A 26,299-nucleotide genomic window follows, 5' to 3' on the forward strand; every position below is an offset into this window, starting at 1 on the left:
CATGGCTTCGCGAGCCCTTTTCGATCTCCTGCCTGATTTCGGTTCGCGCGCCCCGCGTGCCGGCCGGGCGCCGGCGGCGCCTGACATCGAGCGCAAGCCGGAGGCATCCCCGCCGCAGGCCGATATTGGCGCCTTGATCGCCGAGGCGGTGGCCGATGCCGAAGCTGCGCTCGAGGCTCGCCTCGCGGCCGCCCATGAGGCGGCGCTCGAGGCCGAGCGCCGGGCCAATGACGATGCGGCGAACGCGTTCCTGGAAAGCTTCGGCAACGATCTCGGCGCGGCGGTCGCGACACGCATCGATGCCATGGAGGCACGCGTTGCCGAACTTACCGCCGCCACTATCGCCCGCATCCTGGGCGGCATCGTCGGCGATGACCTGCAGAAGCGTTCGCTCGATGCCCTTGCCCGCACCATCGGCGCCGCGGTCGCCGACGGCGAGGCCGTGCGCATCGGCGTGCGCGGGCCGCTGTCGCTGTTCGAGCCGCTGAAGGCGGCGCTTGGCGGGCGCGCGGCCAATCTAGATTTCACCGAAGCCCCGGGCCTCGACCTGACCGTGACTATCGATGATGCCGTGTTCGAGACGCGCATCGCCGAATGGTCGGCTTCCCTGTCGGAGGTCCTGACATGAGCGCCATCGACCACGGCGAAGCTAGGCATGAGATTATCATCGTCAAGCGCAATCACGACGGTCATGACGATGGCCATCACGGCGGCGTCTGGAAGATCGCCTTCGCCGACTTCATGACCGCGATGATGTGCTTCTTCCTCGTCATGTGGCTGATCAACGCCGCCAACGAGCAGACCAAGGCAGCCGTCGCCAGCTACTTCAATCCGGTCGAGCTGATCGACCGCAACTCCAGCCGCAAGGGTTTGGAGGACCTTGGCGACGGCCCGAGCAAGGTTGGCCTTACCGCCGACAACCCGCAGGATGGCGCCAGTAAGGCCGGCGAGAACGGCAAGGGCGGCGCCGGCTCGTCCGACCGCAGGCAGACCAAGGAAGCCTCGCAGAAATCCGACCTTTCCGACGAGCATCTGTTTGCCGATCCCTACGCCGTGCTGTCCGAGATCGCCACCGATACCGGCGTGATGCAGAATGTCAGCGCCAAGGGCGAAGGCGGCGCCCAGAACGCCGGTCCGGCGACCGGTGCTTCCGGCGGCGAATCTTATCGCGATCCCTTCGCGCCGGATTTCTGGTCGCAGCAGGTGGCGACCCCTGGCGCCGAAGCCAGCGCCGAACGCAGGAAGATCGAAGGCGATCCGGCCAAGCCCGGCGAAAAGGTCGCCGAAACCGAAGTGCCGAAGGTCAAGGCCATTCCGCCTGCGCCGCCGCGGTTGGATGCGCCGCTCGAGCCGCTGGCGACGCCGGAAAAACCCGGTGCCAAGACCGGACCGGCCGGCCCCGAAATCGCGAAGGCCGAAGGCAAGAAGACCAAGGGCGAAAAAGCCCGGGATGAGAAGGCGGAAGCCGAAAAGGCCGAGGCCGCAGCGACCGATGCTGCGAAGCCGGGGACCGCGAAGACCGAAGCGGCAAAGACGGAGACGGCGAAGGCCGAGGCGACGCAGGAAGGCGAGAAGGCTCCGAGCAGCGCCGCCCTCAAGGCCGCGGCCGAAATCAAGCAGGAACTGGCCAAGGCCTTCGCGCCGGGTGAAAAGCTGGCGCAGGGCGTCTCCGTCGAGGCCACCGACAAGGGCGTGGTCATCTCGATCACCGATCAGCTCGACTTCGGCATGTTCGAGATCGGTTCGGCCGTGCCGCGCCGCGAATTGGTGCTGGCGATGGAGAAGATCGGCCGCATCGTCAACGAGAAGAAGGGCACCATCACCATCGGCGGCCATACCGACGCGCGGCCGTTCCGCAGCGACACCTATGACAACTGGCGGCTGTCCACCGCCCGCGCCCACTCCGCCTACTACATGCTGGTGCGCGGCGGCGTCGACGAAAGCCGCATCACCGAGGTCGCCGGTTTCGCCGACCGCCAGCCGAAGATCCCGTCCGATCCGCTGGCCGCCGCGAACCGTCGCATCGAAATCCTGATGGCGACCGGCGGATGAGGAGCAGGACCGTCATCGGCCAAGCCGTCGGGCTGCTGCTCGCCGCAGGATTACCGGCGGCGGCTTTCGCCCAGGACGACGGCTTGCAGCCTTACCAGCTGGTGCGTTCGCTGCAGCTGATCCAGGACCGCATCGCCAGCGGCGACCATGCGGCGATGCCGATGCAAGCCAAGCTCCTCGAAATGACCGATGCCAGGCTTCGCGCCGCCGATGCCGAGGATTTCAGGGATCCGAAGAATTTCCGCGCTCTGCTCGTCTACGGCATGAGCGGTGGCAATCCCGTCACCGTCGAGGCGGCGACTTCGCGCGCGACGATCGATCCACGTAGCCTTGCGATCGCCAAAGGGATCGTCGCCTACCTGAACGGACGGCCGGCCGCCGCAATCGAAATCCTGAAGCCCATCGATCCGATGAGCGTGCCCCCAGACCTCGGCGCTTTCCTGGCGCTGGTCCAAGGTTCGCTGCTTGCTACCGATGAACCAGCCGCGGCGCTGACCTTGCTGGACGAGGCCCGCCTGCTCAGCCCCGGCACCCTGGTCGAGGAAGCGGCACTACGCCGCTCGGTCGGCCTCGCCGTGGCGCAGGGCGACGCCGCGCGCTTCGCGCTCGCCTCGACGCAGTATGTCGCTGGCTATCTCTACTCCCCCTATGCCAGCCAGTTCGCCGATTCCTTCGTCTCCGGCGTCATTCAACTGCATATGTCGATCAGCCAGGACAAGCTCGCCGACATCACGTCGATGATGGATCCCGAGCGCGAGAAGGTGATCTATCTGCGCATCGCCCGCCGCGCCGCGATCGACGGGCTGAGCGACCTCTCCGCCTTCGCCTCGGCCCGGGCTGAGCAAGGCCGCAGCGGCAAAGGCAACCAGGACGACCCGCGCGCCGTGCTCTATTCGAGCCTCTCCACGGTGACGTCGGCCACGATCGACGACGTGCGGACTAGGCTCGGCAAGATCGATCGCGGCAAGCTCTCGGAGAGCGACCGCGCCTTGCTCGATGCGGCGCAGGCCGTCGCCGGCGAGGTCGTCGCTCCCGTGCCTGCTGCCGGCAAGGACGAGACCGAGGCCGCGGAGCCAGCGAAGATCGATACGGCGAAATCCGCCGCTGAAGCCGAGCCTGTGAGCCAGGCCGACGCCGAAGCCTTGCCGCCGGTGGACGGTGCTGCGTCCGAGCAGCCGGCTGTCGCGGCCGCTGCCAAGCCGGCCGCGAAGACGCCTGCCGCCGCTTCCGCGCCGCCGGCCCCGCCGGCGAAGGCTGAGGCCACCATCCAGGCGGCGGCTTCCGCTCCGGCGCAGCCCGAAACGCCGCCTGCGCTGCCTGCGTCGGCGCCAGCCACGACAGGCCTTGATCCGCACGATCCCACCGACGCGGCGATGCTCAACGCCCGCCGTCAGCTTGACCAGATTGACCAATTGCTCGGAGCCGCTCCCAAATGACCAGCGCCCAGATGACCAATGTCAGTCAGGCCTTGCCGGGACTCGGCACCGCCCACATCAAGCAGCATCGGCAGGCCGCCGACAGCAAGGAAAAAGGCTCGAACTTCGGCGAGATGGTGCATGGCGCCGAAAAGTCGGCCCAGCGCGGCAAGCCGTCGGCAGAACCTGCGTCCTCCGACCCGCATCCGGCGCGTCGCACTATCGCCGGCTCGCCCCAGGCACAGCCCGATCAGGGCGGGCAGAGCAAGACAGTCGCGACAAAGCCGGTGGCCGGCAAAACCGCCAAGAACAATGCGGACACCGGTCACAAGAACGCAGCGGACGATGCCAGTGCCGCGGCGCAACCGCCCGACGCCGCTCAGCCCCAGGATGGCTTGCCCTTGCTGATGGCGCTGGGCGACATCCGCCATTTCGCAACGTCGACAAATGCCGATCGCGGCGGATCCGCCGCCGAGGCAGAGGCAGGGACCCAGCCCTCCATCGGCCAGTCGGCCTCTTCGCAAATGGCGATCCGTCAGGGCAGACGCACATTGGCCGACGCTTCCGACACCTCCGAACCATTGCCGCAATCCGGTCGGGCAACGATGGTGGACAAACCCGGACCGGACTTCGGACAAAAGCCGGCCGGCGCCGGCCCGGCCGCGATGGTTCCCAGGGACGATACCCTGCCCGGAACACCCGAAACCGACGCCGCGACGTCGCAAGGCTGGCGACCGACGGTCGCCCAGAGGACAGCGCAGACGACGCAGTCCATAGCATCGATCAATCAAGCCAAGCCGTCCTCCGCCGCCGGGCGCATGGATGTCGTCAGCCAGCAGAGTTTCCCGGCGCCGCCGCAAAATCCCGTCAGCCAGACGGCATCGGCGCTGGTTGAGGCGATCGCTTCGGACAATGGCGTTCAGCAAGTCTTTTCGAGCGCCTCGATCGCCGCTCAAACGGCCAATTCTGTTGCCGTTCCGACACATGTCCTCAAGATCGAGCTCCACCCTTCGGAGCTCGGCATGGTGACTGCGAGCTTGCGGCTTTCCGGGGAGCAACTTTCGATTGAGATGAAACCTGAAACCCATGAGGCGTACCGCCGTCTGACCGCCGACAGCGACGCCATCGTCAAGTCGCTCCGCGGTCTTGGTTTCGACGTCGACCATGTCACCATCCTGCAACCTTCGATAGCAGTTCACTCGGCAGCCCGCGCCGATGCGAACAGCGCGCTGCCGATGTCGGCGGGCCACGATCAGCCTTCATTCCAACCGGGGAATTCGGGCGGCAACAGCGCCGGCGGAGACCGGCAACCGGGAAGGAACGACGGCAATGGCGCACAGGAATTCAGCCGCGCTGCTTCGCCTCTTCGCGAAGGCGCTGGCGACGATATCTATATCTAGCCTGGCTGCCGCCGGCGCGGCTGGCGCCGTCTCCAATCCTTGCGAGCCGGAGATCCTGCGTGCCGCCGACCGTTACGGCGTGCCGGCGGGAATCCTCTATGCGGTCGGCCTTACCGAAACGGGGAAGAAGGGCACCCTCCAACCCAACGCATTGAATATAGAAGGAAAAGCTGTTTTCCCACGCAGCCGTGGCGAGGCGCTGGCGACATTCGAGAATGCCTACCGCGAGGGCAAGACGCTGATCGACCTCGGCTGCATGCAGATCAACCATCGCTATCACGGCGATCATTTCCGCAGCGTCGAGGACATGCTCGACCCGCACCAGAATGTCGACTACGCGGCGCGCTTCCTGGCAAGCCTGCATGCCCGCCATATGACCTGGTCGATGGCCGTCGCACGCTTTCATGCCGGCCCCGACAACGACCCGGCGCAAAAGATCTATGTCTGCCGCGTCATTGCCAACATGGTCGCCACTGGCTTCGGAAAATGGACGCCTAACGCCAGTACCTTCTGCAATCAGAAGTAGCGCGGCTGTCCGCCTCTCTCCGGCGTGTTTCCCATGCCCGACATCGGCTGCGCGTTGCCTTCGCCGATGCGCCTGTGCAACCGCCTTTATTACGGCTCCCAAAAAACTCCCAAGAAAATAGCTACAAGAAATGACGGTTTTTCAGGATTCGCCGAGCCGGGTACCGCTTTCCGCACGGGGCAGATGAGCTGATTCGGAGGGGTGGTCCGATGATCGTGATCGTTGATGAGCGCGAGCTCGTAACTGAGGGCTATAGCTCACTTTTCGATCGCGAGGGCGTTGCGACAGCGGGCTTCGCGCCGGGCGAGTTCGGCGAGTGGGTGAGTTCCGCCGCCGACACCGATCTCAGATCCGTCAGGGCCTTCCTCATCGGCGATTGCCGCGAGGGCGCCATCTCGCCGCGTCAGATCCGCGATCGCACCGGCGCACCGGTGATCGCGCTCAGCGAGCAGCATTCGCTGGAACACACGCTGCGGCTTTTCGAGAGCGGCGTCGACGACGTCGTCCGCAAGCCCGTGCACATCCGCGAGATTCTCGCCCGCATCACCGCCATCCGCCGCCGCGCCCACGAAGAGGCCGCTTACACCGAAGTCGGCTCGATGCGCATCTTCATGGACGGACGCGATCCGGAGATCGACGGCGAGCCGCTGCCGCTGCCGCGTCGCGAGCGGCGCATCCTGGAATATCTGGCCAGCAACCGCGGCCGGCGCGTGACCAAGACGCAGGTGTTCAACGCCATCTACGGCATCTTCGACGAGGAGGTCGAGGAGAACGTGGTGGAGAGCCACATCTCGAAGCTGCGCAAGAAACTGCGCGAAAAGCTCGGCCACGACCCGATCGATTCCAAGAGGTTCCTCGGCTACCGGCTGGTGTTCTGATGGCCGCCGCCGACGCAGCCCGCGCCAGCCTCGCGCAAGACACGAGGCTTAGTTTTGTGGCCTCTCAGAAAGGCATCGAGGAGACGTATCTATGAGCCTCTATGGAATGATGCGGACCGGCGTCTCCGGTATGAACGCGCAGGCCAACCGCTTGTCCACGGTGGCCGACAACATCGCGAACTCCGACACCACCGGCTACAAGCGCTCCTCCGCCGAGTTCTCGACGCTCATCATGCCGAGCACGGGCGGCGCCTACAATTCGGGCGGCGTCACGACGACGATCCGCTCCGCCGTCAGCTCGCAGGGCGTCTTGCAATACACCACCTCGGTATCGGACCTCGCCGTCAACGGCGACGGCTTCTTCGTCGTGCAGGACCCGAGCGGCACCCCCTACCTCACCCGCGCCGGCGCCTTCGTTCCGGACGCCCAGGGTCGGCTGGTCAATGCCGCCGGCTACCAGCTGATGGCCTACAGCTACGCCAACGGCGATCCAGCCGCGACCGCGAACGGCTTCGAGGGCCTGGTGCCGGTGCAGATCTCCGATCAGGAGATGACGGCGACGCCGAGCACGGAAGGCAACTTCACCGGCAACCTGCCGGCGGGCGCTACTCCGGTCGCCGCCGGCAGCCTGCCCTCCACCAACAGCGCGACCGCCGAATACACATCGAAGTCCTCGCTGGTCGCCTACGACAATCTCGGCAACAAGGTGCTGGTCGACGTCTATTTCACCAACACTGGCCCTGGCACCTGGGAGGTCTCGGTTTTCGATCAGTCGAAGGCGACCCCCGGCACGTCCTTTCCCTATACGGGCGGCGCGCTGGGTACGGCCAACCTCACCTTCGACACCACCACCGGCAAGCTCACCGGCGCGACCACCGGGGTCTCCTTCACCGTGCCGAACGGCTCGACCCTCAACCTCGATCTCTCCAAGCTGACGCAGCTCGGCACCGGCTTCACGGTCTCCGACGCCAAGGTCAACGGCAATCCGCCGAGCACGATCGAAAAGATCCAGATCAGTCAGGACGGCGTCATCTACGCGCAGTACCAGGACGGCACCACCAAGCCGCTCTACAAGATACCGCTGGCCGACGTTCAGAGCCCCGACAACCTCACCGCGATGCCGGGCAACGTCTATGTGCAGAGCGCCGACTCCGGCGCCGTTCGCATCGGCTTCGCCAATGAAGGAAAACTTGGCGCGGTCGTCTCGGGCGCGCTCGAAAACTCCAACGTCGACATCGCCGAGGAACTGACCAACATGATCGCGGCGCAGCGCAGCTACACAGCCAATTCGAAAGTGTTCCAGACCGGTTCCGACCTCATGGACGTCCTCGTCAACCTGAAGAGATAACCATCGGGCGCCAGCCCGTGAAAGACCCGCATGTCCCTTTCTACCGCATTGAGCATCGCCCAGTCGGCGCTCCTGGCCACATCCAAGCAAACCAGCGTCGTGTCGCGCAACGTGGCCGACGCATCCAACCCGGATTATGCCCGTCGTGTCGCCGTCGTCACCAGCACGGCGCCCGGCGCGCGATCGGTGGAGATACAGCGCGCCGCGAACGACCTTCTGTTCCGGCAGAACCTTTCCGCGCTGTCGGCATGGAGCGGCCAGAGCGCGCTCTACAGCGGCATGGATCAGCTCGACCTCTCGGTCAACGGGGTCGACAACGCGTCGTCCCCGTCGACCGCGATCGCCAACCTGCAGCAGCAGCTGCAGCTCTACGCCACGACGCCGTCGAACCAGACCCTCGCCACCAGCGTCATCGACGCCGCCAAGCAGGTGGTGAATTCGCTCAATGGCGGCACCACGGCGATCCAGGATTTCCGCACCCAGACCGACGGCCAGATCGCCACCGCGGTCGACGACCTCAACTCGCTGCTCAGCCAATTCCAGGACGCCAACAAGGCCGTCATCTCGGGCACACGCTCGGGCACGGATGTGTCCGACGCGCTCGACCAGCGCGACGCGCTTCTGAAGAAGATCGCCGAATATGTCCCCGTCTCGACCTTCACGCGCGGCGACAACGACATGGTCATCACCACCAAGGACGGCACGACGCTGTTCGAGACGGTGCCGCGGTCGGTGACCTTCACGCCTTCGGCCGGCTACACCGCCGGCACGCCCGGCAACACGATCTACATCGACAACGTGCCGCTTTCGGCAGGCACCGGCGACAGCGCCACCGCCGACGGCAAGCTTGCCGGCATGCTCAAGCTGCGCGACGACGTCGCCGCGACCATGCAGAGCCAGCTCGACGAGATCGCGCGTGGCCTGATCACGGCCTTTGCCGAGACGGCACCCTCTCAGCCCAACGCGACGGGCCTGTTCACCTGGTCCGGCGCGCCGGCCATTCCCGCCGCCGGCACGCTGGTCAACGGCCTTGCCGGCTCGATCAGCGTCAATGCAGCGTTTGATCCGAGCGCCGGCGGCAACCCGTCGCTGCTGCGCGACGGCGGCGCCAACGGCGCGGCCTATATTTCGAACACCACCGGCGGCGCTTCCTACTCGGACCTTTTGATTGCCTACGGCAACCGGCTCGATCAGCCGATGGCCTTCGACGCGTCGGCCGGCATCACCGTCAGCTCCGGCGTCTCGGACTATGCCGCCAATGCCATCGGCTGGTTCGAAGGCGTGCGCCAGCAGGCATCGACCAACGCCGATGCCAAGGAGGCGCTGGCCACGCGTACCGCCGAAGCGCTGTCGAACGATACCGGCGTCAATGTCGATCAGGAAATGTCGCTGCTTCTCGACCTCGAACATACCTATCAGGCGTCCGCGCGCATGATGAAGACCGTCAGCGACATGCTGGACTCGCTTTTGAGCGCGGTGGGATAATCCATGAAAGCCACGGCCGTTTCCTCAGCCGCGATCTCCAACGCCATGCGCTATCAGCAGATGCGCATGCAGGCGGACCTCGTCAAGGCGACGAAGGAATCCCAGACGGGCCAGGTCGCGGATGTCGGTCTGGCGCTTGGCGGCCGCACGACCCAGGCCGTCACCTTCCAGCGCGACCTCGACCGGCTGAACGGTATCGTCGATTCCAACGCGCTGGTCGGCGCCCGGCTGACATCGACCCAGAACTCGCTCGGCCAGCTCTCCGATGTCGCGCAGAACTTCCTGTCGGCGCTTACCACGGGCGTGTCGGGCGACTCCTCGACCAGCGTCCTGCAAACCGCCGGCGCCTCGGCCCTGCAGCAGATGACGGGCATTCTCAACACCAGCGTCAACGGCGAATATCTGTTTGCCGGCACTAACACCGACGTCAAGCCGATCGACGATTTCAGCGCCGCCGGCTCGCCCGCCAAGGCCGCGTTCGACGCCGCCTTTACCAGCTATTTCGGATTCACCCAGACCGACCCTGCAGCCGCCAACATCACCGCGGCCCAGATGGACGACTTCATTACCACCCAGGTCGAGCCGCAGTTCCTAGGTTCCGGCTGGCAGGCCAACTGGTCGAGCGCCACCGACGACCAGATCACCAGCCGCATCTCGCTGAACGAGACCACGCAGACCTCCGTCAGCGCCAACGAACAGGGCATACGCAAGCTCGCTATGGCGGCCGCCATGGTCAGCACGCTCGTTACCGGCAACATCAGTGAAGCCGCTCGGAACACGATCGTCACCCGTGCGCAGGGGCTGGTCGGCGAAGCCATCGGCGGCCTAGTCCAGGTCCGCTCCGACGTCGGCCTTGCCCAGAAGCGCGTGTCCGACGCCAGCGACCGCATGAAGACCCAGGTCGATCTCTTCGAGAAGCATATCGTCGACCTCGAGGGCGTCGACCCCGCGGAGGCCGCCACCCGAGTGGCCGATCTGACCCAGCATATCGAAACGTCCTTCGCCTTGACCGCGCGCCTGCAGCAGCTCAGCCTGCTGAACTATCTCACCTGAACACATAAATCGGAACGGCAGAGCTTCGACGATGTATCAATTCTCCTACGCCGACATCCAGACCGACTCCGTCGCCGACGCCAAGGATCGGGAGCGGCAGCTGCTCACCCGTTCGATCGACATGCTGTCCGCGGCGGCCGCCGTCGGGCCGGAGTCGATGGAAGCGGTCGAGGCGCTGCACTTCACCAACCGCATCTGGACCACTTTCGTCGAGGACCTCGGCTCCAGCGACAATGCGCTGCCCAAGGAACTGCGGGCCAACCTGATCTCGATCGGCTTGTGGCTGCTGCGCGAAACGGAGGACATCCGGCAGGGCCGCGCCAACAATTTCGAGGGATTGATCGAGGTCTCCCAGATCATCAGAGATGGCATCCAATGACCAACACGCTGAAGATCTCGCTGAAGCCGAACGAGAAAATCTACATCAACGGCGCCGTCATCCGCGTCGACCGCAAGGTCACGATCGAGCTGATGAACGACGTCCAGTTCCTTCTGGAAAGCCACGTTATCCAGGCTGAGCAGGCCTCGACGCCGCTAAGGCAGCTCTACTTCATCGTGCAGATCATGCTGATCAATCCGTTGGGCGCTTCCGAGGCGCGCGACATGTTCCGCCGCTCGCTGCCGATGCTGATTGCAAGCTTCGACAATCAGGACATCTGCAACGCGCTGAAGCAGATCGACCGCATGGTCGGCGAGGATCACATCTACGATGCGCTGAAGGCGATCCGCGCGCTCTACCCGCTCGAGCGCCAGGCGCTTGGCGGCAATGACGACATTCCGGAAGCGCCACGCGCGCTGGCTGTGGGAGCATAAAGATGGCCGTGGATATGACAACGACGATCCCCGTTGGCGCCAATCAGGCCAGCCAGCAGACTTCGAAGACGGCCGTCGACTACCAGTCGTTCCTGAAGCTTCTGATCGCCGAGATGAAGAACCAGGATCCGACCAAGCCGATGGATTCCACGCAATACGTCGCCCAGCTCGCGACCTTTTCGCAGGTCGAGCAATCGGTTCAGACCAACAGCAAGCTCGACCAGATCATGCAGTCCTCGGCGCTGTCGCAGGCCGACGCGCTGATCGGCCGCTCGATCACATCCGCCGACGGCAAGACCACGGGAACCGTGGCTTCGGTGAAGCTCGCCAGCAGCGGCCTGATCGCCGTGCTGCAGGACGGCACCGAAGTCCCCGTCGGCGCAGGTGTCTCGATCAAGCCGGCCGCCTGAAGCATGTCTCCCGAAAGTAGATCGTGGTTCGGGACGAAAGACATGCTCAAAATCGAAAAAGCTAAGGCAGACCGCGTGAATCCTTTTTCACGCGATCTGCTTTAGCCGGTTCTATAAGGGGTCTGCCCATGAACGAGGCCGACGCCCTCGATATCGTCCAGTACGCGGTCTGGACCGTGCTCACCGCCTCCGCCCCCGTGGTACTGGTGGCGATGGCGGTCGGCATCGGTATCGCGCTGATCCAGGCGCTGACACAGATCCAGGAAATCACGCTCACCTTCGTGCCCAAGATCGTCGCCATCATGCTGGTGGTGGCGCTTACCGGGCCGTTCATCGGCAGCCAGATCTCGGCCTTCACCAACGTCATCTTCGAGCGCATCGAGCACGGTTTCTGACCAACGGCAGCGGGCAGCCTGCCCGCGCGAAGCAGCAAAGTTTGGTCCAGACCGGCAAGATGCTTGGCTTAAAGCTTCGCCGACGCATTTTCGCCTTTGCCTTACTGTTGTTGGACCGCGATCCTTTGGCGAGTCGTCGGCGCGGTCCTGGCGCGCGGCGAAATGCAACACGGCAGATGAAGGCGGGACAGCGATCATGATCGACGACGAGCCGGAAAGCGAACGCGTTTCGGCGCTGGCGCCGTTCCGGCACGGCATCTTCCGTGCCGTCTGGTCGGCAAGCCTGGTGTCGAATTTCGGCGGCCTGATCCAGGGCGTGGGCGCCGCCTGGATGATGACCACCATCGCCACTTCTTCCTACCAGGTGGCGCTGGTCCAGGCCTCGACCACCTTGCCGATCATGCTGTTCGCGCTCATTGCCGGCGCCATCGCCGACAGCTTCAACCGCCGCAAGGTCATGCTGGTGGCCCAGACCTTCATGCTGGTCGTCTCGGCGCTGCTCACGGTGTTCACCTGGTTCGGCTGGATGACGCCGTGGACGCTGCTGGCCTTCACCTTCCTGATCGACAGTGGAACGGCGCTGAACAGCCCGTCATGGCAGGCCTCGGTCGGCGACATGGTGCCGCGCGCCAAGGTGCCGGCGGCGGTCGCGCTCAACTCGATGGGCTTCAACATCACACGCAGCGTTGGCCCTGCGATCGGCGGCATCATCGTCGCCGCCGCGGGCGCGGCGGCGGCCTTCGCCGCCAACGCCATCAGCTACATCGGCCTGATCGTCGTACTGTTCCGCTGGAGGCCGGAAGTGCCGGCGCCGACCCTGCCGCGCGAGGCGCTCGGCGCGGCGATGGGTGCCGGCCTGCGCTACGTCGCCATGTCGCCCAATATCGCCAAGGTGCTGGTTCGGGGTTTTGCCTTCGGCTTCAGCGCCGGCGCGGTGCTGGCGCTCCTGCCGCTGGTGGCGCGCGACGTCGTCAAGGGCGACGCGCTGACCTACGGCATCATGCTCGGCGCCTTCGGCATCGGCGCAGTCGGCGGCGCGCTGATCAGCGTGCGGCTGCGGCAATTGCTGTCCAGCGAGACGATGGTGCGCGCCGCCTTCGCCGGTTTCGCGCTTTGTGCCTTCAATGCCGCCGTCAGCCACAATGCCTGGCAGGCGTCGGCCGGCCTGCTCGTCGGCGGCGCCTGCTGGGTGATCGCGCTCTCGCATTTCAACGTCACGGTGCAGATGTCGACGCCGCGCTGGGTGGTCGGCCGCGTGCTGTCGATCTACCAGACGGCGACGTTCGGCGGCATTGCGCTGGGCAGCTGGATCTGGGGCGTCGTCGCCGACGCCCACAGCGCGGAGACCGCCTTGATGGTCGCGGCGATCGCGATGCTGGCGGGCGGCGCCATCGGCTTCATCCTGCCGCTGCCGCAGCAGACCGCGCTCAATCTCGATCCGCTCAACCGGTTCAAGGAGCCGATGCTGGCGCTCGATTTGAAGCCGCGCAGCGGCCCGATCGCCATCATGATCGAATACATCATCCGCGAGGAGGACGTTCCGGAGTTCCTCGCCACCATGGCCGAGCGCGGCCGCATCCGCCGCCGCGACGGCGCCCGCAACTGGACGCTCGCCCGCGATCTCGAAAATCCTGGCATCTGGATCGAGCACTACCACACGCCGACCTGGGTCGAGTACATCCGCCACAACAGGCGCGCTACCCATGCCGACGCCGTAGTTGGCGAGCGCATCCGCGCGCTGCACAGCGGCGAGAACCCGCCGCGCGTGCGCCGCATGATCGAACGCCCGACCACCGCCGGCACGGCCCTGGTTTCCCCCAAAGGCCCCATCGAGCACTGAGCAATTCCAGGAAAAAGTGTGCAGCGATTTTCCGTCCGGAATTGCAGCAAAACAAAATAATTAGTGCGGTTCGACAGACGCCGAACCGCTCTAATGGCCCGTGAGGCTATCGGCCAATGCGGCAAGCCTCGAAGTGTGCGCGAGCCCGGCGGCCTCGCGTTGGTCGGCGATGCGGTAGAGCTGATACATCGAATGCACGCCGAGCCAGCGGAAGGGTTCCGGCTCCCAGCGCCGGACTTTTCGATTGACCCAGGGCAGGCGCGTTAGATCCGTCTCGTTGCCGAGGATCAGATCGGCAAGTGTGCGCCCCGACAGGTTGGAACTCGACACGCCGAGACCGACATAGCCGCCGGCCCAGCCGATGCGGGTCCTGGGATCGACGCCGACCGTCGTGCACCAGTCGCGCGGCACGCCGAGCACGCCGCACCAGGCGTGCTCGATTCGGCATTCGGCCGTCTGCGGCAAAAGCGTGATCAGGATCGCATGCAGCTGGTCGATCGTCGCCTGCTGCGTCTGGCCGTTGACGTCGGTGCGCGAGCCATAGCGGTAGGGCACTCCGCGCCCGCCCATGGTGATGCGTCCCTCGCGCGTGCGCTGGGCGTAGCAATAGGCATGCGCCGCATTGCCGAGCAGCTCATGTCCTTCCCAGCCGATCTCGCGCCAGAGTTTTTCGGACAGCGGCTCGGTGACGATCTGCGCGCTGTTGAGCGCCAGCCAGGTCCGCTCCTCGCCAGGAATGCCGGCTGTGAATCCTTCCGTCGCGCGGATGATCGTTTCGGCCCGCACCGTGCCACGATCGGTGGTCACGCGGCCCTTGGCGATGGAGGTCACGGTGGTCTTCTCGCAGATCGCCGAGCCGAGCCGCTCGACCGCTTCCGCAAGCCCGCGCACCAGCTTGGCCGGCTGTACGCGCGCCTGGCCGTGGATGACGAAGCCGCCCAAGACATTCTTGACGTTGATGCGCGCGCGTGTCGCCGCGGCGTCGAGCAGTTCGATGCGATCGGGGTCGGCGTCCCACGAGCGGATCGTCTCGCATTCCTCGCGCACGCGTTCGAGCTGCGCCGGATTGGTGGCGACCGTCAGATTGTCGACGCGACGGATGTCGGCATGTATACCCTCCTCCGTAGCCACGCGGATCACTTCGTCCACACAGCCCGCCATCGCCTTCTGCATGGCCGTCACGCCCTGCCTGGTCGAGGTCTTGAGATATTTTTCGCGCGACCAGCCGAAGCCGCCCGACAGCCAGCCGCCATTGCGGCCCGAGGCGCCGAAGCCGGCGAACTCGCGTTCGAGGAGCACGACGCGGAGCGAGGGCTTCGCTTTCTTCAGATAATAGGCGGTCCAAAGCCCTGTATAGCCGGCGCCGACGATCGCGACATCCGCTTCGATGTCGCCGGCCAAAGGCGGACGCGGCGCGGGAACCGCGCCAAGATCAGCATACCAGAACGAGATGTCGCCGTTGCGTTTGACTTGCATGGAGTGATTTCCAGGGAGCGATGAGAATAGGTTCAGGTGAGCGTCGTGTCGGCGGTGCTGTCGTCTGGCTACCCCTCGCCGGAGAGATCCCGCCGCGCCTTGTCGAGCTCTTCGGCGTAGCGCCGCATCAGATGGCTTTCGGTAAGCAGGCCGAGAACGGTGCGGTCGTCGAAATCCTCCACGACCGCCAGCTCTTCCGCGCCGGCACGCTGAAAAGTCTCGGCAGCGGACTGGACATTCATCGACGGCACCAGCACGGCATCCTTGAACTGGGCCAGCGACCGCACCGGAGTCTCGCCATCGGAAAGATCGCTGTGCAGTTCGGGAACGAGCAGCACGCCGACATAATGCTGGCCCTCTCCGACGGCGATGACGCGTTGCCCCGAGCCGAGTGGAACCTCCTTGCGGAACTCGGCCAGTGTCGTCGCGGCATCGATGGTGCGGACGTCCTTGCGCATCATCGAGCCGACGGTGAGGCTGCGCATCCAGCCGACGTCATGGGCGCTGCGGATCGTCTCGCCGCGCAGATGGAAGCGCCAGGTCGAGAAGGAGTAGCCGAAGGTTTCGCGCACCAGGATCGCCGACATGATCGAAGCAGCCAGGACTACCCCGGTCAGGGTGAGATCGCCGGTGGATTCCAGCGCCAGGAAGGTCATGGTCAGCGGACCGCCGACGACACCGACGGCAAGCGAGGTCATGCCGACGACGGCGGCGACCGCCGGATCGAGGCCCGTTGACGGCGCGGCGAGCGCCATGAGGCCCGCAAAGACCTTGCCGAGCAGCGCGCCCAGGAACAGCGAGGCGAAGAACAGGCCGCCGCGGAAACCGGAGCCAAGCGAGATGGCGGAGGCGGCGAGTTTCATCACGAAGACGCTCGCCACCACGGGAAGCGCGTAGTTCATCGCGAACTCGCGATGCAGCGCGCCATGCCCGCTGGACAGAACCTGCGGCGTGACCAGCCCCAGTAGCCCCACAATCACGCCGCCGATGAAAGGCCGGACCGAGGCATCGATCGCCAGCCGCGCGAAGAGGCGTTCGACGATGCTCACCAGATGCATGATGGCGATCGAGGCTGCCCCGCCGAGCAGGCCGAGCAGCAGGAACGGCACATACTGGCTGGCGGTCAGTGTCGGCAGGCCGGAAAGTTCCAGCGGAAACGGCACGCCGCCGAACACCTCTGCCGTCAGCGAGGCGGCGATCGCCGCCGTCATGACCGGCGCGACATTGGCGACGGAGTAGATGCCGATGACCAGTTCGAAGCCGTAGAACGCGCCGGTCAGCGGTGCATCGAAGGCGGCCGCGATGGCGCCGGCGGCGCCGCAGCCGACCAGGATGCGAACGTCGTTGCGGCGTAGCCGAAAGGCGCGCGCCAGCCGCGAGGCGATGCCCGAACCGATCTGCGTGTAGCCGGCTTCGAGCCCTACCGAGGCGCCGAAGCCGCTTGAGATCATGGTCTGGGCGACGATGATGAAAGTGTCGGTGAGCGACATGCGCCCGCCATAGAGCGCATTGGCCTCGATCGGGTCGACTGGCGTTCGGAACTTTCGCCTTCTCAGCCAGATCACCGAAAGGCCGAGCAGCAGGCCGCCGATCGCCGGAAACATCGCCTGCACCGGATTGGCCAGCGAGAACATCGCCGAAAGCCGCCCCCCCGGCTGCACGTCGAAGAGCAGGAAGTGCATGCCTTGCACCAGCGCGCTCATGCCGGTGACCAGCGCGCCCGCGATCACACCGACGGCACCCGCCATCAGCACGATGACGATGCCGCGCGCCTCGAGCACGGGGATCGAATTGATCAGCACCGCCCGAAGCCGGCGGGCGTAGACTTGCGGTTCGTTTCTGGCAGGCAACGGAGCGGCTCGCCGGGTATGGGAGGATGGAAGCTGCCGTGCCTGATACGCCCGGCGGCAATGCGTGACAACCGCAATGCCGACAGCTTGTGGCGCCATTTTGGCGCTGCGCCGATTGGTGAAGGTTCAGCGGCTGCCTATCGCCGCGAGGGCCTGAGGCTCCATCAATCCAGGATGGTCAGCGGGCCGCAATCGTCTTCGGCGACGAAGACCGCCAGCAGTTCGGCCGGCTCGGCGGCGCTCGCATTCTCCGCGAAGAGGTGCACCGTGCCCGGCGGTTCGAACCAGATCTGTCCCTTGCCGAACTGCCGGCCGGCCCGCCCTCCAACCGCGAGCGCAGCGTGCCGTTGAGCACGAAGGCCGTCACCGCGCCGGGATGCCGATGTCTCGGCGTGTAAGCATTCGGCGGGAACTCGACGAGCGCAGTGGTGATCGAGTGTCCCGGAACGTTCGGCAGCTTTTCGCAGGACAGCGGTTTGACCGTGGTGGTTGGGCGCGCCGAAGCACCCTCTCCTGCGCCTGCGCCCATCATGTGTATATGCGCGTCCTGTCCACCGGCAATGGTGATTGCCGGGTTGCCCTGGACCATCGCCGCACCAAGCAGCGCGGAGCCAATCGCAGCGACGCCGAGCAAAGCGAGATTTCGCGCCGGCGCGACTTCAATCATGGTGGCAGCTCCTTCACACAGCCAGGCGAAAGTCAGGACGCCAGCCGAACTCGATGACGGCCCTCCCGGTCGTGACATGGCTGTTCGGTTCCGCGACGTTGTAAGCGCCCTGCGAACCTCGCTCGACGGCAAGCAGCGCCGCGTACGCCGCGGCATCGGCATGCACGGCCGGACCGGCGGCGATCTCCGCTCCGGTGCCTGGCCCATAGAGATGGCCATAGCGCAGCACGATGCCTGTCATGGGCGAGGCCTCGAGAACGTGCCGTTCCAGCGCGATCACGCCGCCGACGCTGATGCCGCGGCCGCCTTCGGCGCCGCTATCCAGCGGATCGGTCTCGGCATGCGGCTCCGGCCCCGCCGCATAGACCCAGGCGATGCTTTGCGCGATCAGGCGGCGGGTGCCGGCCGACTTCGCGGCACGGACGAGATTGCGGGTACCCTCGTCGCGAATGCGTGCGTTCCTGGGAGCCGCCTCACCCATTTTGGCGGGGTCGAGCCCGGGCGGCAGGTCGGTGAGCTGATGGATGACGATCTCGGGTTTCGCCGCCGCGACCGCTGTGCGCAATCCACCGGCATCGAACACGTCGACAACCACCGGATCGGCGCCGAGTGCGCGGAGCTCCTCGGTCTTCGCGGCCCGGCGCGTCGTCGCCGTCACCTGGTGGCCGGCATCGACCAGTTGCGGGATCAGGCGCAGGCCGATCGCGCCGGAACCGCCGGCCAGAAAGATTCGATAGCCCATCGTCTCCTGCTCCACTTTGCGATAATATCAGTGTGCGAATAACATATAAGAGCTCTGATATCATGCGCAAGCAGAAAACCTCCCCTGCAATTCCCGCGCCCGGTGAAGGCAAGCGCGGCGAGCAAGGCTATATCGGCTATTTGCTGCGCCAGGCGGCCGGCGCCTACAGGCTCAGGGTCGAGCGCGCGCTGGACGAATTCGGCGTGACGCAGGCGCAATTCGCGACCCTGACCATGCTGTCGGCCTATCCTGGCATATCCAACGCCGACCTCGCCCGGCTTGCGGTGCTCACCCCGCAGACGGTGAGTGTGATCGTCGGCAACCTGGAAAAGGCAGGCTCGCTCGTGCGCAAGCCCCACGCGGTGCACGGCCGCATCCAGCATCTCGACCTCAGCGACAAGGGGCGTGCATTGCTGAAGAAATGCCGCGGGCGCGTGCAGAGGCTCGAACGCGAGCTGGCGGCAGGATTGTCTGCGGCCGAGGAACGCGCCGTCCGCAGCTGGCTGGTCGGCGTTGCCACGGCGGACGCGGCTCAGCTGTAGCCTAACGCCTCTCTCCCACCTTCGCGCAAGCTTGGGCGGTTACGGTCCAGGGCCTGCCTTTGCGCTGGCAAGTCTGGATTCGAGGACGACATGGCGATCAGCGAAACAATCCCGTCCGGCCTGGCGGCCAAGAACGGCCGCGACGTCTTCTTCGCGCTCGGCATCGTCGTCATCCTGGCGGTGCTGTTCCTGCCGATCCCGGCCTTCCTCATCGATATCGGCCTTGCCTTTTCGATCGCGCTCTCGGTACTGATCCTGATGGTGGCGCTCTGGATCCAGCGGCCGCTGGATTTCTCGTCCTTCCCGACCGTGCTGCTGATCGCCACGATGCTGCGGCTCTCGCTCAACATCGCCACGACGCGCATGATCCTGTCGCACGGCAATGAGGGCACGCATGCGGCCGGCTATGTCATCTCGGGCTTCTCGAAGCTGGTGATGTCGAGCGACTTCGTCATCGGCCTCATCGTCTTCATGATCCTGATTGTGGTGAACTTCATCGTCATCACCAAGGGCGCCACCCGCATCGCCGAGGTCGGCGCGCGCTTCACCCTCGACGCCATCCCCGGCAAGCAGATGTCGATCGACGCCGACTTGTCCGCCGGCATGATCGACGAGAAGACGGCGCAGTTGCGCCGCCGCGAGCTGGAGGAAGAATCCTCCTTCTTCGGCTCGATGGACGGTGCTTCGAAATTCGTGCGCGGCGACGCGATCGCCGGCCTGATCATCACCGCCATCAACATCGTCGGCGGCATCGCCATCGGATACCTGCGCCACGGCATGGGCCTCGGCCAGGCGGCGGACGTCTTCATCAAGCTCTCTGTCGGCGACGGCCTCGTCACGCAGATCCCGGCCCTCATCGTCTCGCTCGCTGCCGGCATGCTCGTCTCCAAGGGCGGCACGCGCGGCTCCGCCAACCAGGCGGTGTTCGGCCAGCTCGGCGCACATCCGCGCGCGCTCTATGTCGCCGCCTCGCTGCTGGTGATCCTAGGCCTGATGCCCGGCCTGCCGTTGTTCCCGTTCTTCGCGCTTGCGGGCGCCATGGCCGGCCTCGGCTATGTCATCCCGCTGCGCCACAACCGGGCACTGGCCGCCGCCGAAGCGCAGAAGACCAAGGAGAAGGCCGACAAGGTCGAGGAGGAGAAGAATTCGGTCAAGGCATCGCTCGCTACCGCCGAGATCGAGCTTTTGATCGGCAAGCAGCTCTCGACCAGGCTGCTGGTCGCGCATCAGGAGCTGGTGTTCCGCATGTCGAAGATGCGCAAGAAGTTCGCCCAGCAATATGGATTCGTGGTGCCGGAGGTGCGCGTCGCCGACGACTTCGCCATCCCGCCGAAGAGCTATCAGATCAAGGTCCACGGCACCGTCGTTGCCGAATACCAGATGCGGGTCGGCGAGGTCATGGTGCTGCTCGGCACGCGCGGCGTGCCCGACATTCCCGGCGAGGAGATCCGCGAGCCGGCCTTCGGCATGCGCGCCTATTCGGTGCTGGAAACCTTCGCCGAGGATTTGAAGCGCGAGAATTTCACCTTCGCCGACAACATGTCGGTGCTGCTCACCCACCTCTCGGAGGTCATCCGCAACAACCTGCCGCAGCTCCTGTCCTACAAGGACATGAAGGCGCTGCTCGAGCGGCTGGACCCTGAATACCGCAAGCTCGCCGACGAGATCTGCACCTCGCACATCTCCTATCCCGGCCTGCAGGCGGTGCTGAAGCTTCTGCTTGCTGAGCGTGTCTCGATCCGCAACCTGCACCTGATCATCGAGGCCATCGCCGAGATCGCGCCGCATGTGCGCCGCACCGAGCAGATCGTCGAGCATGTCCGCATCCGCATGGCGCAGCAGATCTGCGGCGATCTTTCCGAGGGCGGCATGCTCAAGGTGCTGCGCCTCGGCAACCGCTGGGATCTCGCCTTCCACCAGAGCCTCAAGCGCGACGCCAAGGGCGAAGTGCGCGAGTTCGACATCGATCCGCGCCAGCTCGAGGAGTTCGGCCAGGACGCCACCAAGGCGATCCGCAAGCATCTCGAGGCCGGCGAGCGCTTCGTGCTGGTCACCGCGCCCGACGCGCGCCCCTATGTGCGCATGATCATCGAGCGGCTGTTCACGACGCTTCCCGTGCTCTCCCATGTCGAGATCGCCAAGGGCGTCGAGATCAAGGTGCTTGGAACCATCTCGTGAACGCGCTCTCGCAAAGCGTCGTCATCGCCGCCTTCCTCGCCTTCTGCCGCATCGGCGCCTGCTTCATGCTGATGCCGGGCATCTCCAGCGCCCGTGTGCCTCTTCAGGTTCGGCTGTTCGTGTCGGTCGCCGCCACCGGCGGCCTGCTCGCCTTCCTGTGGGATCGTATCTATCCTCACGTCGACCCACGGCCGCAGGTCCTGGCGCCGATGATCGTCTCCGAGCTTCTGGTCGGCGGGCTGATCGGCGCCATGACCAGGCTCTACATGGAAGCGCTGCGCTTCATGGGTTCGGCCATCGCCATGCTGATCGGCTACGGCGGCTCGGGCGGACCGGCGATCGAGGAGCCTGAGCCGCAGGCGGCACTTGCAGCCATCATCTCGTTCTCGGCGCTGCTGCTGCTGTTCGTCTTCGACTTCGATCACGAGATCGTGCGGGCGCTCGTCGTCTCCTACACGGTCGCCCCGGTCAATGTCTTCTTCAACCCTCAGGCCGCCCTCGTCGACGTCACCGACACGGTGTCGGATGCCTTCTTCCTGGTGATCCGGCTCGGCAGTCCCTTCGTCGCCTATGCCATCCTGGTCAATCTGACGATCGGCTTCGTCAACAAGCTGACGCCGCAGATCCCGGTCTATTTCATCTCGCTGCCCTTCGTCATCGCCGGCGGGATGATCATCTTCTATTTCGCCGTCGGCACCCTGCTGTCGCTGTTCGTCGACGGCTTTGTCGACCTGACGCTGGCGAGATAGCGCAATGACCTCGCGCAAGGATCGCCTGAGGAAGCTGGTCAAGGTGCAGGAGCAGTTGAAGGCGCTGCACGAAACCCGGCATGCCGGATTTCTCGCCGCGGCCGCCGCGGCGGAATCGGAAGCGAAGGAACTCATCGAGCATTTCGATACCGGCAGCTCGCTTGGCGGCTTGTTCCCGGAGCTCTATCATCGCCGCATCGCGAACGCGCTCGGTCGCCAGAAGCAGAACCTTGAGAACGCCCGGCAGGAAGCGGCGCTGATCGCCACCGCGACCGCCCGCACCAACATGGTCGAACGCGCCTACAAGGATGTCCGCCGTCGCGACGAGCGCGAGCGCTCCGATCGCGAGCGCCTCGACCTGATCACGCAGAAGCGCCGGGACGATTAGAGCAATTCCAGGAAAAGTGTGTAACGATTTTCCGTCCGGAATTGCGAACAACAAATAACTAGAGCAGTTCAGCGTTTCTATGAAACGCTGAACTGCTCTAGCGTCCAGAATTCCGCCCCTCGCGCGACGCCGATGTCTGTGAGCGTTACGCGGCGACCAGACAAAGGACAGCGCTGGCCATCAATCTCAGGAACCTTTTGGTCGGTGCGGCGTCAATTCTGGGTCCGGCACCCGAATGGACGGATCGTCGGCAAATGTTCCTGGGAGGGCCGACCGATGACCGCGCAGAAAAATCCGGATATGGGTCCCGATTTGACGGTCGGAGTGCCGGTTGCCGCGTTTGGCGACAAGGGGCTGCTTGCCGGGCATGTCGGCGAGGAGCCGGTGGTTCTGGCGCGTGTCGGCGAGGAAGTGCTGGCGGTCGCAGGCAAATGCACCCACTACGGCGGGCCGCTGGCCGAAGGGATGGTGGTCGAGGACACGGTTCGATGCCCATGGCACCATGCCTGCTTCAGCCTCCGCACGGGCGAGGCGCTTGCCGCGCCGGCTTTCGACCCGCTGCAGCGATGGAGCGTCGAGCGCCGTGGCGATCGTCTCCTCGTCACCGGCAGGGTTCCCGCGGACAAGGAGACCGCGCCGCCGTCGCAGCCCGATGCGGCTGGCCAACCCGGTCGCATTGTCATTGTTGGAGGTGGCGCCGCCGGGTTCGCGGCCGCCGAAATGCTGCGCCGCGGCCGGTTTTCCGGCGAAATCACCATGCTGAGTTCGGACGATGACGCGCCTTACGACCGTCCCAACCTGTCGAAGGACTATCTTGCCGGGACGGCGCCGGAGGCATGGATCCCGCTGCGCGGCCCCAAATTCTACGTCCGCAACAAGATCGATCTCCAGCTGCGGACGACATGTGAGCGTATCGACGTCGACGGCCGGGCGGTGATTGCGAGCGACGGGCGGGTCTTTCCCTTCGACCGCCTTCTGCTGGCGACGGGAGCCGAGCCGGTTCGCCTGCCGGTCGGCGGCGCCGATAACGATCACGTCTTCACATTGCGGTCGCTGGCCGACAGTCGCGCCGTCATCGAGCGCGCCCAGGGCTCGAAGACGGCGGTCCTGCTTGGCGCGGGATTCATCGGCCTGGAAGTCGCGGCCGCCCTTCGCAATCGCGGCCTCGCGGTCCATGTTGTCGCGCCGGAGGCTTATCCGCTCGGAACTGTCCTTGGACCGGAGCTCGGCGCGTTCATCCGCTCGCTGCACGAAGAGCACGGCGTCGTTTTCCATCTGGGCGCCACGGCTGAACGGATAACCGCCCATGCGGTCGCGTTGAGCGACGGCAGCGCGATCGATGCCGATCTCGTCGTCGTTGGCGCCGGCGTGAAGCCGCGCATCTCGCTGGCCGCTGACGCGGGCATCGCCGTCGAGAAGGGTGTGCTCGTGAACGAATTCCTCGAAACGAATGTGGCCGGCATCTTCGCCGCGGGCGACGTCGCGCAATGGCTTGACTTGAAGACGGCCGAAACGCGACGCGTCGAGCATTGGGTCGTGGCGGAGCGCCAAGGGCAGATCGCAGCGCAAAACATGCTCGGCCTTCGCCGCCCCTTCTCGAGCGTTCCATTCTTCTGGAGCGCGCACTACGACATATCGATCCGCTATGTCGGCTACGCCCGGTCGTGGGACGCGATCGAGATCGACGGAAGCATCCCCGATCGCGATTGTCTGGTCGGCTACAAGAAGGACGGCAAGATTGTCGCCGTCGCCGCCATCGGCCGTGACGTGCAAGCGCTGGCCTGCGAGGTTTCCATGGCTTGATTGCGCCTGCGCGCGCGGCGGACGAAGCGCGATCCAATCCCTTGGCCAAATCCCTGGTAAGCCTGCCACAAGCTTGTCGAGGCATTGTGCAACGACCGAACCCTGGCAAAAGGCGAAACTTTCTTGGCGATTTCCCCACCCAGCGACATCGTGATGGACGTTGCCCGCGCGGCGGAGCCGGCCGATGTCGAGGCGGCGCGTGCCGCGCTCGCCAGAAGGGCGGGAGGCGCCCCAGGCACGTTCTCCGTCGACCAGGCGGCCACTGTAGATGCCGGCTCGGTGCTGTCGCGCGCCACCGCGGACAAGGCCGAAGCGACAAACCCGGCAAAGAAATTCCAGCGCTTCGAGGCGATGGTGCTGACGACCTTCATCCAGAACATGATGCCCAAGGACACTGAAGGCGTTTATGGCAAGGGGCTGGCCGGCGACATGTGGAAGTCACAGCTTGCCGAAAAGGTGGCGGATGTCATGGCCGCGCACGGCGGCATCGGCATCGCGAAATCAATGCTTGCAGACCACTATCTGGACGGCAAGCGCAAGGTACCGGTCGGACCTGTTGGGGGCGGACCGGAGAAAGCCGAGATCGACCAGCAGACCAGGCTTTCGACCTCGATGATCGAGGAGCTCGAACGTAAAGCCGCCCGGTCGATGACCGGTGACGACACAACCATAAAAACGGACATCAAGATCTAGGGACTTACATGGCCGACCAAACGGACCTTTCCAATCTGCCGGCACGGACCATCGCCATGGAAACGCCGACCGCGTCTGCGCGGCCCGGTAACCTCGCCGCCATCATCGGCCGCATCGAGGAGGCGGTGGAGGAGGAAACGGCGGGTATCCGCAGCGGAACCGACTACGACCTCAAGGCCTCGAATGCCCGCAAGAGCCGCTATCTCTACGAACTGACCCGCGCCCTGAAGGGTGCCAACGAGATCGAGTTCCTCGAGCAGCATCGCGAGGGGCTGGCGCGGCTGCGCCAGAAGCTGGCGAAGAACGAGGCGGCGATCCTTGCTCATCTCAACGCCGTCAATGAGGTCGCCACGCTGCTGAAGAACGCCATCCAGCGCGCCGATACCGACGGCACCTATTCGGCCGGCGAATTCGGATACGCCCGAGCATGATCCCGAGCCGCAGGACCGCGTCAGCGAAAAATGGGAGCCGGTTTTCGGACAAGATCATGCCCGGACAATCAGGCAAAGCATGATCAAGTTCATCGCCGCAGCGCTTTGGATCTGCGCCGCCACACTCGGCGCGGTGTTCTATTCCTTCCAGGCGGCGGGCGAGCGCGGCGTCGGTGAGCCGCCGAAGCCGATGCTGGGTGGCCTCGACTACGTCAAGACCGACATCATTTCCGTGCCGCTCATCAAGGACGCCAAGATCGACGGCTACTTTCTGACCAAGCTCGTCTATACGGTGGAACCCGACCAGATAAAGAAACTGTCGATCCCGGCGCCGGCGCTGATAACCGACCAGGTCTATTCCTACCTCTATTCCAATCCGCAGATCGATTTCACCAAGAAGGAGACGATCGATCTCGATGCCTTCCGCAAGGCCATCCGCGATACGGTGAACGCCCGTGTCGGCGTCGAACTGGTGCATGACGTGCTGATCGACCAGGTCAACTTCCTGTCCAAGGACGAGATCCGCGACAACGCGATCCGGCGCCGCAAGAATGCCGGCGAAACGGCCCAGGAAATGACCAAGGCCTTCAAGCAGCATTGATCGCGTCGCCGGTGTTTCCACCGGATTGAAATACCTCGCCCCACCCATCCGTCGCTGATGCGACATGCCGCATGGTTGCCACCATGCCGCACGGCGACCACGTTGACGTAAACGTCAATCGAAAGCTATATGCGCTGGTGACCGTGGCGCGCTCCCGCGCGACGCGGCGCCTCGCCCAGCGGCCCAGGCCGGTGCGCGTCAAACGCAACCAAACGAGGAGAACCGCCATGGGCGTTCAGGAGATTGCCGACAAGATCAGGTCGCGCGTGGCCAGCGCCGGCTTCGAGCATTCGGTCAAGTTCGACACCGGCAGCGACGGCGTCGTCGTCATCGACGGCGCGACCGTCTCGACCGCCGATGCCCCGACCGACTGCACGATCAAGCTTTCTCTCGACGATCTCGACTCGCTGATCGCCGGTGACCTCAACCCGACCATGGCCTTCATGGCCGGCAAGCTGAAGGTCGAGGGCGACATGACCGTCGCCATGGCACTCAGCCAGCTGCTCGGCTGATCATTCGACAAAAACGCGGCGCCGCCCCTGGGGGGGGGGGGGGGGTTTTTGG

The 26,299-nt window shown here is 65.2% G+C and carries 28 protein-coding genes; 24 read left to right on the plus strand and 4 right to left on the minus strand.

Annotation, left to right across the window (positions count from 1 at the left end):
• The first annotated feature begins 1 nt into the window (after position 1).
• The 15 genes from P9236_RS10205 (at position 2) to P9236_RS10275 (ending at position 13,615) form a co-directional block, all read left to right on the plus strand.
• Complete coding sequence (locus tag P9236_RS10205; protein WP_278074492.1) at positions 2-628, plus strand: hypothetical protein; 627 nt, start codon at positions 2-4, stop codon at positions 626-628.
• Positions 625-2,052 carry a MotB family protein gene (locus tag P9236_RS10210; RefSeq protein WP_278074493.1) on the plus strand — a complete coding sequence of 476 codons (1,428 nt, stop codon included), beginning with the start codon at positions 625-627 and terminating at the stop codon, positions 2,050-2,052. The genes P9236_RS10205 and P9236_RS10210 overlap by 4 nt, the downstream gene beginning before the upstream one ends.
• On the plus strand, positions 2,049-3,488 hold the full coding sequence (locus P9236_RS10215) for a chemotaxis protein MotC (protein WP_278074494.1): 1,440 nt from the start codon (positions 2,049-2,051) through the stop codon (positions 3,486-3,488). The genes P9236_RS10210 and P9236_RS10215 overlap by 4 nt, the downstream gene beginning before the upstream one ends.
• On the plus strand, positions 3,485-4,867 hold the full coding sequence (locus tag P9236_RS10220; RefSeq protein WP_278074495.1) for a flagellar hook-length control protein FliK: 1,383 nt from the start codon (positions 3,485-3,487) through the stop codon (positions 4,865-4,867). The genes P9236_RS10215 and P9236_RS10220 overlap by 4 nt, the downstream gene beginning before the upstream one ends.
• Positions 4,797-5,393 (plus strand): transglycosylase SLT domain-containing protein, encoded by a 597-nt coding sequence (locus P9236_RS10225; protein ID WP_278074496.1) that lies wholly within the window; start codon positions 4,797-4,799, stop codon positions 5,391-5,393. Before P9236_RS10220 ends, P9236_RS10225 begins: the two co-directional genes overlap by 71 nt.
• A 33-nt stretch (positions 5,394-5,426) precedes the next feature.
• Complete coding sequence (locus P9236_RS10230; RefSeq protein WP_278074497.1) at positions 5,427-5,585, plus strand: hypothetical protein; 159 nt, start codon at positions 5,427-5,429, stop codon at positions 5,583-5,585.
• A 17-nt stretch (positions 5,586-5,602) separates the two neighbouring features.
• Complete coding sequence (locus P9236_RS10235) at positions 5,603-6,271, plus strand: response regulator transcription factor (protein WP_040969363.1); 669 nt, start codon at positions 5,603-5,605, stop codon at positions 6,269-6,271.
• A 91-nt stretch (positions 6,272-6,362) separates the two neighbouring features.
• Positions 6,363-7,619, plus strand: a complete 1,257-nt coding sequence (locus P9236_RS10240; protein ID WP_278074498.1) for a flagellar hook protein FlgE — start codon at positions 6,363-6,365, stop codon at positions 7,617-7,619.
• A 30-nt stretch (positions 7,620-7,649) separates the two neighbouring features.
• Complete coding sequence (gene flgK, locus P9236_RS10245) at positions 7,650-9,104, plus strand: flagellar hook-associated protein FlgK (RefSeq protein ID WP_278074499.1); 1,455 nt, start codon at positions 7,650-7,652, stop codon at positions 9,102-9,104.
• Between the two features lie 3 nt (positions 9,105-9,107).
• Positions 9,108-10,157: a flagellar hook-associated family protein gene (locus tag P9236_RS10250; protein WP_278074500.1), complete on the plus strand. Its 1,050-nt coding sequence runs from the start codon at positions 9,108-9,110 to the stop codon at positions 10,155-10,157.
• Between the two features lie 31 nt (positions 10,158-10,188).
• A complete protein-coding gene (flaF, locus tag P9236_RS10255) occupies positions 10,189-10,536 on the plus strand; it encodes a flagellar biosynthesis regulator FlaF (protein ID WP_040969359.1) in 348 nt (115 codons plus the stop codon).
• Entirely contained in the window at positions 10,533-10,970 is a 438-nt protein-coding gene (gene flbT, locus P9236_RS10260; protein ID WP_278074501.1) for a flagellar biosynthesis repressor FlbT, read from the plus strand. Before flaF ends, flbT begins: the two co-directional genes overlap by 4 nt.
• Before the next feature lie 2 nt (positions 10,971-10,972).
• Positions 10,973-11,380: a flagellar hook assembly protein FlgD gene (gene flgD, locus P9236_RS10265; protein WP_126098093.1), complete on the plus strand. Its 408-nt coding sequence runs from the start codon at positions 10,973-10,975 to the stop codon at positions 11,378-11,380.
• Positions 11,381-11,508: 128 nt separating this feature from the next.
• Positions 11,509-11,775 carry a flagellar biosynthesis protein FliQ gene (gene fliQ, locus P9236_RS10270; protein WP_027165133.1) on the plus strand — a complete coding sequence of 89 codons (267 nt, stop codon included), beginning with the start codon at positions 11,509-11,511 and terminating at the stop codon, positions 11,773-11,775.
• A gap of 196 nt (positions 11,776-11,971) precedes the next feature.
• Positions 11,972-13,615 (plus strand): MFS transporter, encoded by a 1,644-nt coding sequence (locus P9236_RS10275; protein ID WP_278074502.1) that lies wholly within the window; start codon positions 11,972-11,974, stop codon positions 13,613-13,615.
• 90 nt (positions 13,616-13,705) lie between these two features.
• Here P9236_RS10275 and P9236_RS10280 read toward each other — a convergent pair whose 3' ends face one another.
• The 4 genes from P9236_RS10280 to P9236_RS10295 form a co-directional block, all read right to left on the minus strand.
• A complete protein-coding gene (locus P9236_RS10280) occupies positions 13,706-15,091 on the minus strand; it encodes an FAD-binding oxidoreductase (protein ID WP_278074503.1) in 1,386 nt (461 codons plus the stop codon).
• A gap of 68 nt (positions 15,092-15,159) precedes the next feature.
• Positions 15,160-16,941, minus strand: coding sequence for a chloride channel protein (locus P9236_RS10285; RefSeq protein WP_278074504.1), 1,782 nt, complete (start codon positions 16,939-16,941; stop codon positions 15,160-15,162).
• A gap of 178 nt (positions 16,942-17,119) precedes the next feature.
• Positions 17,120-17,608 carry a cupin domain-containing protein gene (locus tag P9236_RS10290; RefSeq protein ID WP_278074505.1) on the minus strand — a complete coding sequence of 163 codons (489 nt, stop codon included), beginning with the start codon at positions 17,606-17,608 and terminating at the stop codon, positions 17,120-17,122.
• A gap of 13 nt (positions 17,609-17,621) precedes the next feature.
• Complete coding sequence (locus P9236_RS10295) at positions 17,622-18,350, minus strand: NAD(P)-dependent oxidoreductase (protein WP_278074506.1); 729 nt, start codon at positions 18,348-18,350, stop codon at positions 17,622-17,624.
• 62 nt (positions 18,351-18,412) lie between these two features.
• Between P9236_RS10295 and P9236_RS10300 the strand changes: the two genes are divergently transcribed.
• The 9 genes from P9236_RS10300 to P9236_RS10340 all read left to right on the plus strand — a co-directional run bounded on the left by P9236_RS10300 (position 18,413) and on the right by P9236_RS10340 (position 26,247).
• Positions 18,413-18,892 carry a MarR family transcriptional regulator gene (locus tag P9236_RS10300; RefSeq protein ID WP_278074507.1) on the plus strand — a complete coding sequence of 160 codons (480 nt, stop codon included), beginning with the start codon at positions 18,413-18,415 and terminating at the stop codon, positions 18,890-18,892.
• Positions 18,893-18,982: 90 nt separating this feature from the next.
• On the plus strand, positions 18,983-21,070 hold the full coding sequence (gene flhA / locus P9236_RS10305; RefSeq protein ID WP_278074508.1) for a flagellar biosynthesis protein FlhA: 2,088 nt from the start codon (positions 18,983-18,985) through the stop codon (positions 21,068-21,070).
• Positions 21,067-21,819 carry a flagellar biosynthetic protein FliR gene (gene fliR / locus P9236_RS10310; RefSeq protein ID WP_278074509.1) on the plus strand — a complete coding sequence of 251 codons (753 nt, stop codon included), beginning with the start codon at positions 21,067-21,069 and terminating at the stop codon, positions 21,817-21,819. Before flhA ends, fliR begins: the two co-directional genes overlap by 4 nt.
• A gap of 4 nt (positions 21,820-21,823) precedes the next feature.
• A complete protein-coding gene (locus tag P9236_RS10315; protein ID WP_278074510.1) occupies positions 21,824-22,207 on the plus strand; it encodes a hypothetical protein in 384 nt (127 codons plus the stop codon).
• Between the two features lie 276 nt (positions 22,208-22,483).
• Positions 22,484-24,010 carry an FAD-dependent oxidoreductase gene (locus tag P9236_RS10320; RefSeq protein WP_278074511.1) on the plus strand — a complete coding sequence of 509 codons (1,527 nt, stop codon included), beginning with the start codon at positions 22,484-22,486 and terminating at the stop codon, positions 24,008-24,010.
• Positions 24,011-24,133: 123 nt separating this feature from the next.
• On the plus strand, positions 24,134-24,703 hold the full coding sequence (locus P9236_RS10325) for a rod-binding protein (RefSeq protein WP_278074512.1): 570 nt from the start codon (positions 24,134-24,136) through the stop codon (positions 24,701-24,703).
• A gap of 8 nt (positions 24,704-24,711) precedes the next feature.
• The gene (locus P9236_RS10330; protein WP_278074513.1) at positions 24,712-25,134 is read left to right on the plus strand and encodes a hypothetical protein; all 423 of its coding nucleotides are present in this window, start codon (positions 24,712-24,714) and stop codon (positions 25,132-25,134) included.
• Between the two features lie 79 nt (positions 25,135-25,213).
• On the plus strand, positions 25,214-25,735 hold the full coding sequence (locus tag P9236_RS10335) for a hypothetical protein (protein ID WP_278074514.1): 522 nt from the start codon (positions 25,214-25,216) through the stop codon (positions 25,733-25,735).
• Positions 25,736-25,962: 227 nt separating this feature from the next.
• Positions 25,963-26,247 (plus strand): SCP2 sterol-binding domain-containing protein, encoded by a 285-nt coding sequence (locus P9236_RS10340; RefSeq protein ID WP_278074515.1) that lies wholly within the window; start codon positions 25,963-25,965, stop codon positions 26,245-26,247.
• The last annotated feature ends 52 nt before the right edge of the window (positions 26,248-26,299 follow it).

It is taken from the genome of Mesorhizobium sp. WSM4884 (assembly GCF_029625675.1).
In the GTDB taxonomy this organism is placed as follows: Bacteria; Pseudomonadota; Alphaproteobacteria; order Rhizobiales; family Rhizobiaceae; genus Mesorhizobium.

Excerpts from the sequence above, each read along its gene's own strand:
- P9236_RS10205 (WP_278074492.1), top strand. The coding sequence starts at position 2 with ATGGCTTCGCGAGCCCTTTTCGATCTCCTGCCTGATTTCGGTTCGCGC.
- P9236_RS10210 (WP_278074493.1), top strand. The coding sequence starts at position 625 with ATGAGCGCCATCGACCACGGCGAAGCTAGGCATGAGATTATCATCGTC.
- P9236_RS10215 (WP_278074494.1), top strand. The coding sequence starts at position 2,049 with ATGAGGAGCAGGACCGTCATCGGCCAAGCCGTCGGGCTGCTGCTCGCC.
- P9236_RS10220 (WP_278074495.1), top strand. The coding sequence starts at position 3,485 with ATGACCAGCGCCCAGATGACCAATGTCAGTCAGGCCTTGCCGGGACTC.
- P9236_RS10225 (WP_278074496.1), top strand. The coding sequence starts at position 4,797 with ATGGCGCACAGGAATTCAGCCGCGCTGCTTCGCCTCTTCGCGAAGGCG.
- P9236_RS10230 (WP_278074497.1), top strand. The coding sequence starts at position 5,427 with ATGCCCGACATCGGCTGCGCGTTGCCTTCGCCGATGCGCCTGTGCAAC.
- P9236_RS10235 (WP_040969363.1), top strand. The coding sequence starts at position 5,603 with ATGATCGTGATCGTTGATGAGCGCGAGCTCGTAACTGAGGGCTATAGC.
- P9236_RS10240 (WP_278074498.1), top strand. The coding sequence starts at position 6,363 with ATGAGCCTCTATGGAATGATGCGGACCGGCGTCTCCGGTATGAACGCG.
- flgK (WP_278074499.1), top strand. The coding sequence starts at position 7,650 with ATGTCCCTTTCTACCGCATTGAGCATCGCCCAGTCGGCGCTCCTGGCC.
- P9236_RS10250 (WP_278074500.1), top strand. The coding sequence starts at position 9,108 with ATGAAAGCCACGGCCGTTTCCTCAGCCGCGATCTCCAACGCCATGCGC.
- flaF (WP_040969359.1), top strand. The coding sequence starts at position 10,189 with ATGTATCAATTCTCCTACGCCGACATCCAGACCGACTCCGTCGCCGAC.
- flbT (WP_278074501.1), top strand. The coding sequence starts at position 10,533 with ATGACCAACACGCTGAAGATCTCGCTGAAGCCGAACGAGAAAATCTAC.
- flgD (WP_126098093.1), top strand. The coding sequence starts at position 10,973 with ATGGCCGTGGATATGACAACGACGATCCCCGTTGGCGCCAATCAGGCC.
- fliQ (WP_027165133.1), top strand. The coding sequence starts at position 11,509 with ATGAACGAGGCCGACGCCCTCGATATCGTCCAGTACGCGGTCTGGACC.
- P9236_RS10275 (WP_278074502.1), top strand. The coding sequence starts at position 11,972 with ATGATCGACGACGAGCCGGAAAGCGAACGCGTTTCGGCGCTGGCGCCG.
- P9236_RS10280 (WP_278074503.1), bottom strand. The coding sequence starts at position 15,091 with ATGCAAGTCAAACGCAACGGCGACATCTCGTTCTGGTATGCTGATCTT.
- P9236_RS10290 (WP_278074505.1), bottom strand. The coding sequence starts at position 17,608 with ATGATTGAAGTCGCGCCGGCGCGAAATCTCGCTTTGCTCGGCGTCGCT.
- P9236_RS10295 (WP_278074506.1), bottom strand. The coding sequence starts at position 18,350 with ATGGGCTATCGAATCTTTCTGGCCGGCGGTTCCGGCGCGATCGGCCTG.
- P9236_RS10300 (WP_278074507.1), top strand. The coding sequence starts at position 18,413 with ATGCGCAAGCAGAAAACCTCCCCTGCAATTCCCGCGCCCGGTGAAGGC.
- flhA (WP_278074508.1), top strand. The coding sequence starts at position 18,983 with ATGGCGATCAGCGAAACAATCCCGTCCGGCCTGGCGGCCAAGAACGGC.
- P9236_RS10315 (WP_278074510.1), top strand. The coding sequence starts at position 21,824 with ATGACCTCGCGCAAGGATCGCCTGAGGAAGCTGGTCAAGGTGCAGGAG.
- P9236_RS10320 (WP_278074511.1), top strand. The coding sequence starts at position 22,484 with ATGACCGCGCAGAAAAATCCGGATATGGGTCCCGATTTGACGGTCGGA.
- P9236_RS10330 (WP_278074513.1), top strand. The coding sequence starts at position 24,712 with ATGGCCGACCAAACGGACCTTTCCAATCTGCCGGCACGGACCATCGCC.
- P9236_RS10335 (WP_278074514.1), top strand. The coding sequence starts at position 25,214 with ATGATCAAGTTCATCGCCGCAGCGCTTTGGATCTGCGCCGCCACACTC.
- P9236_RS10340 (WP_278074515.1), top strand. The coding sequence starts at position 25,963 with ATGGGCGTTCAGGAGATTGCCGACAAGATCAGGTCGCGCGTGGCCAGC.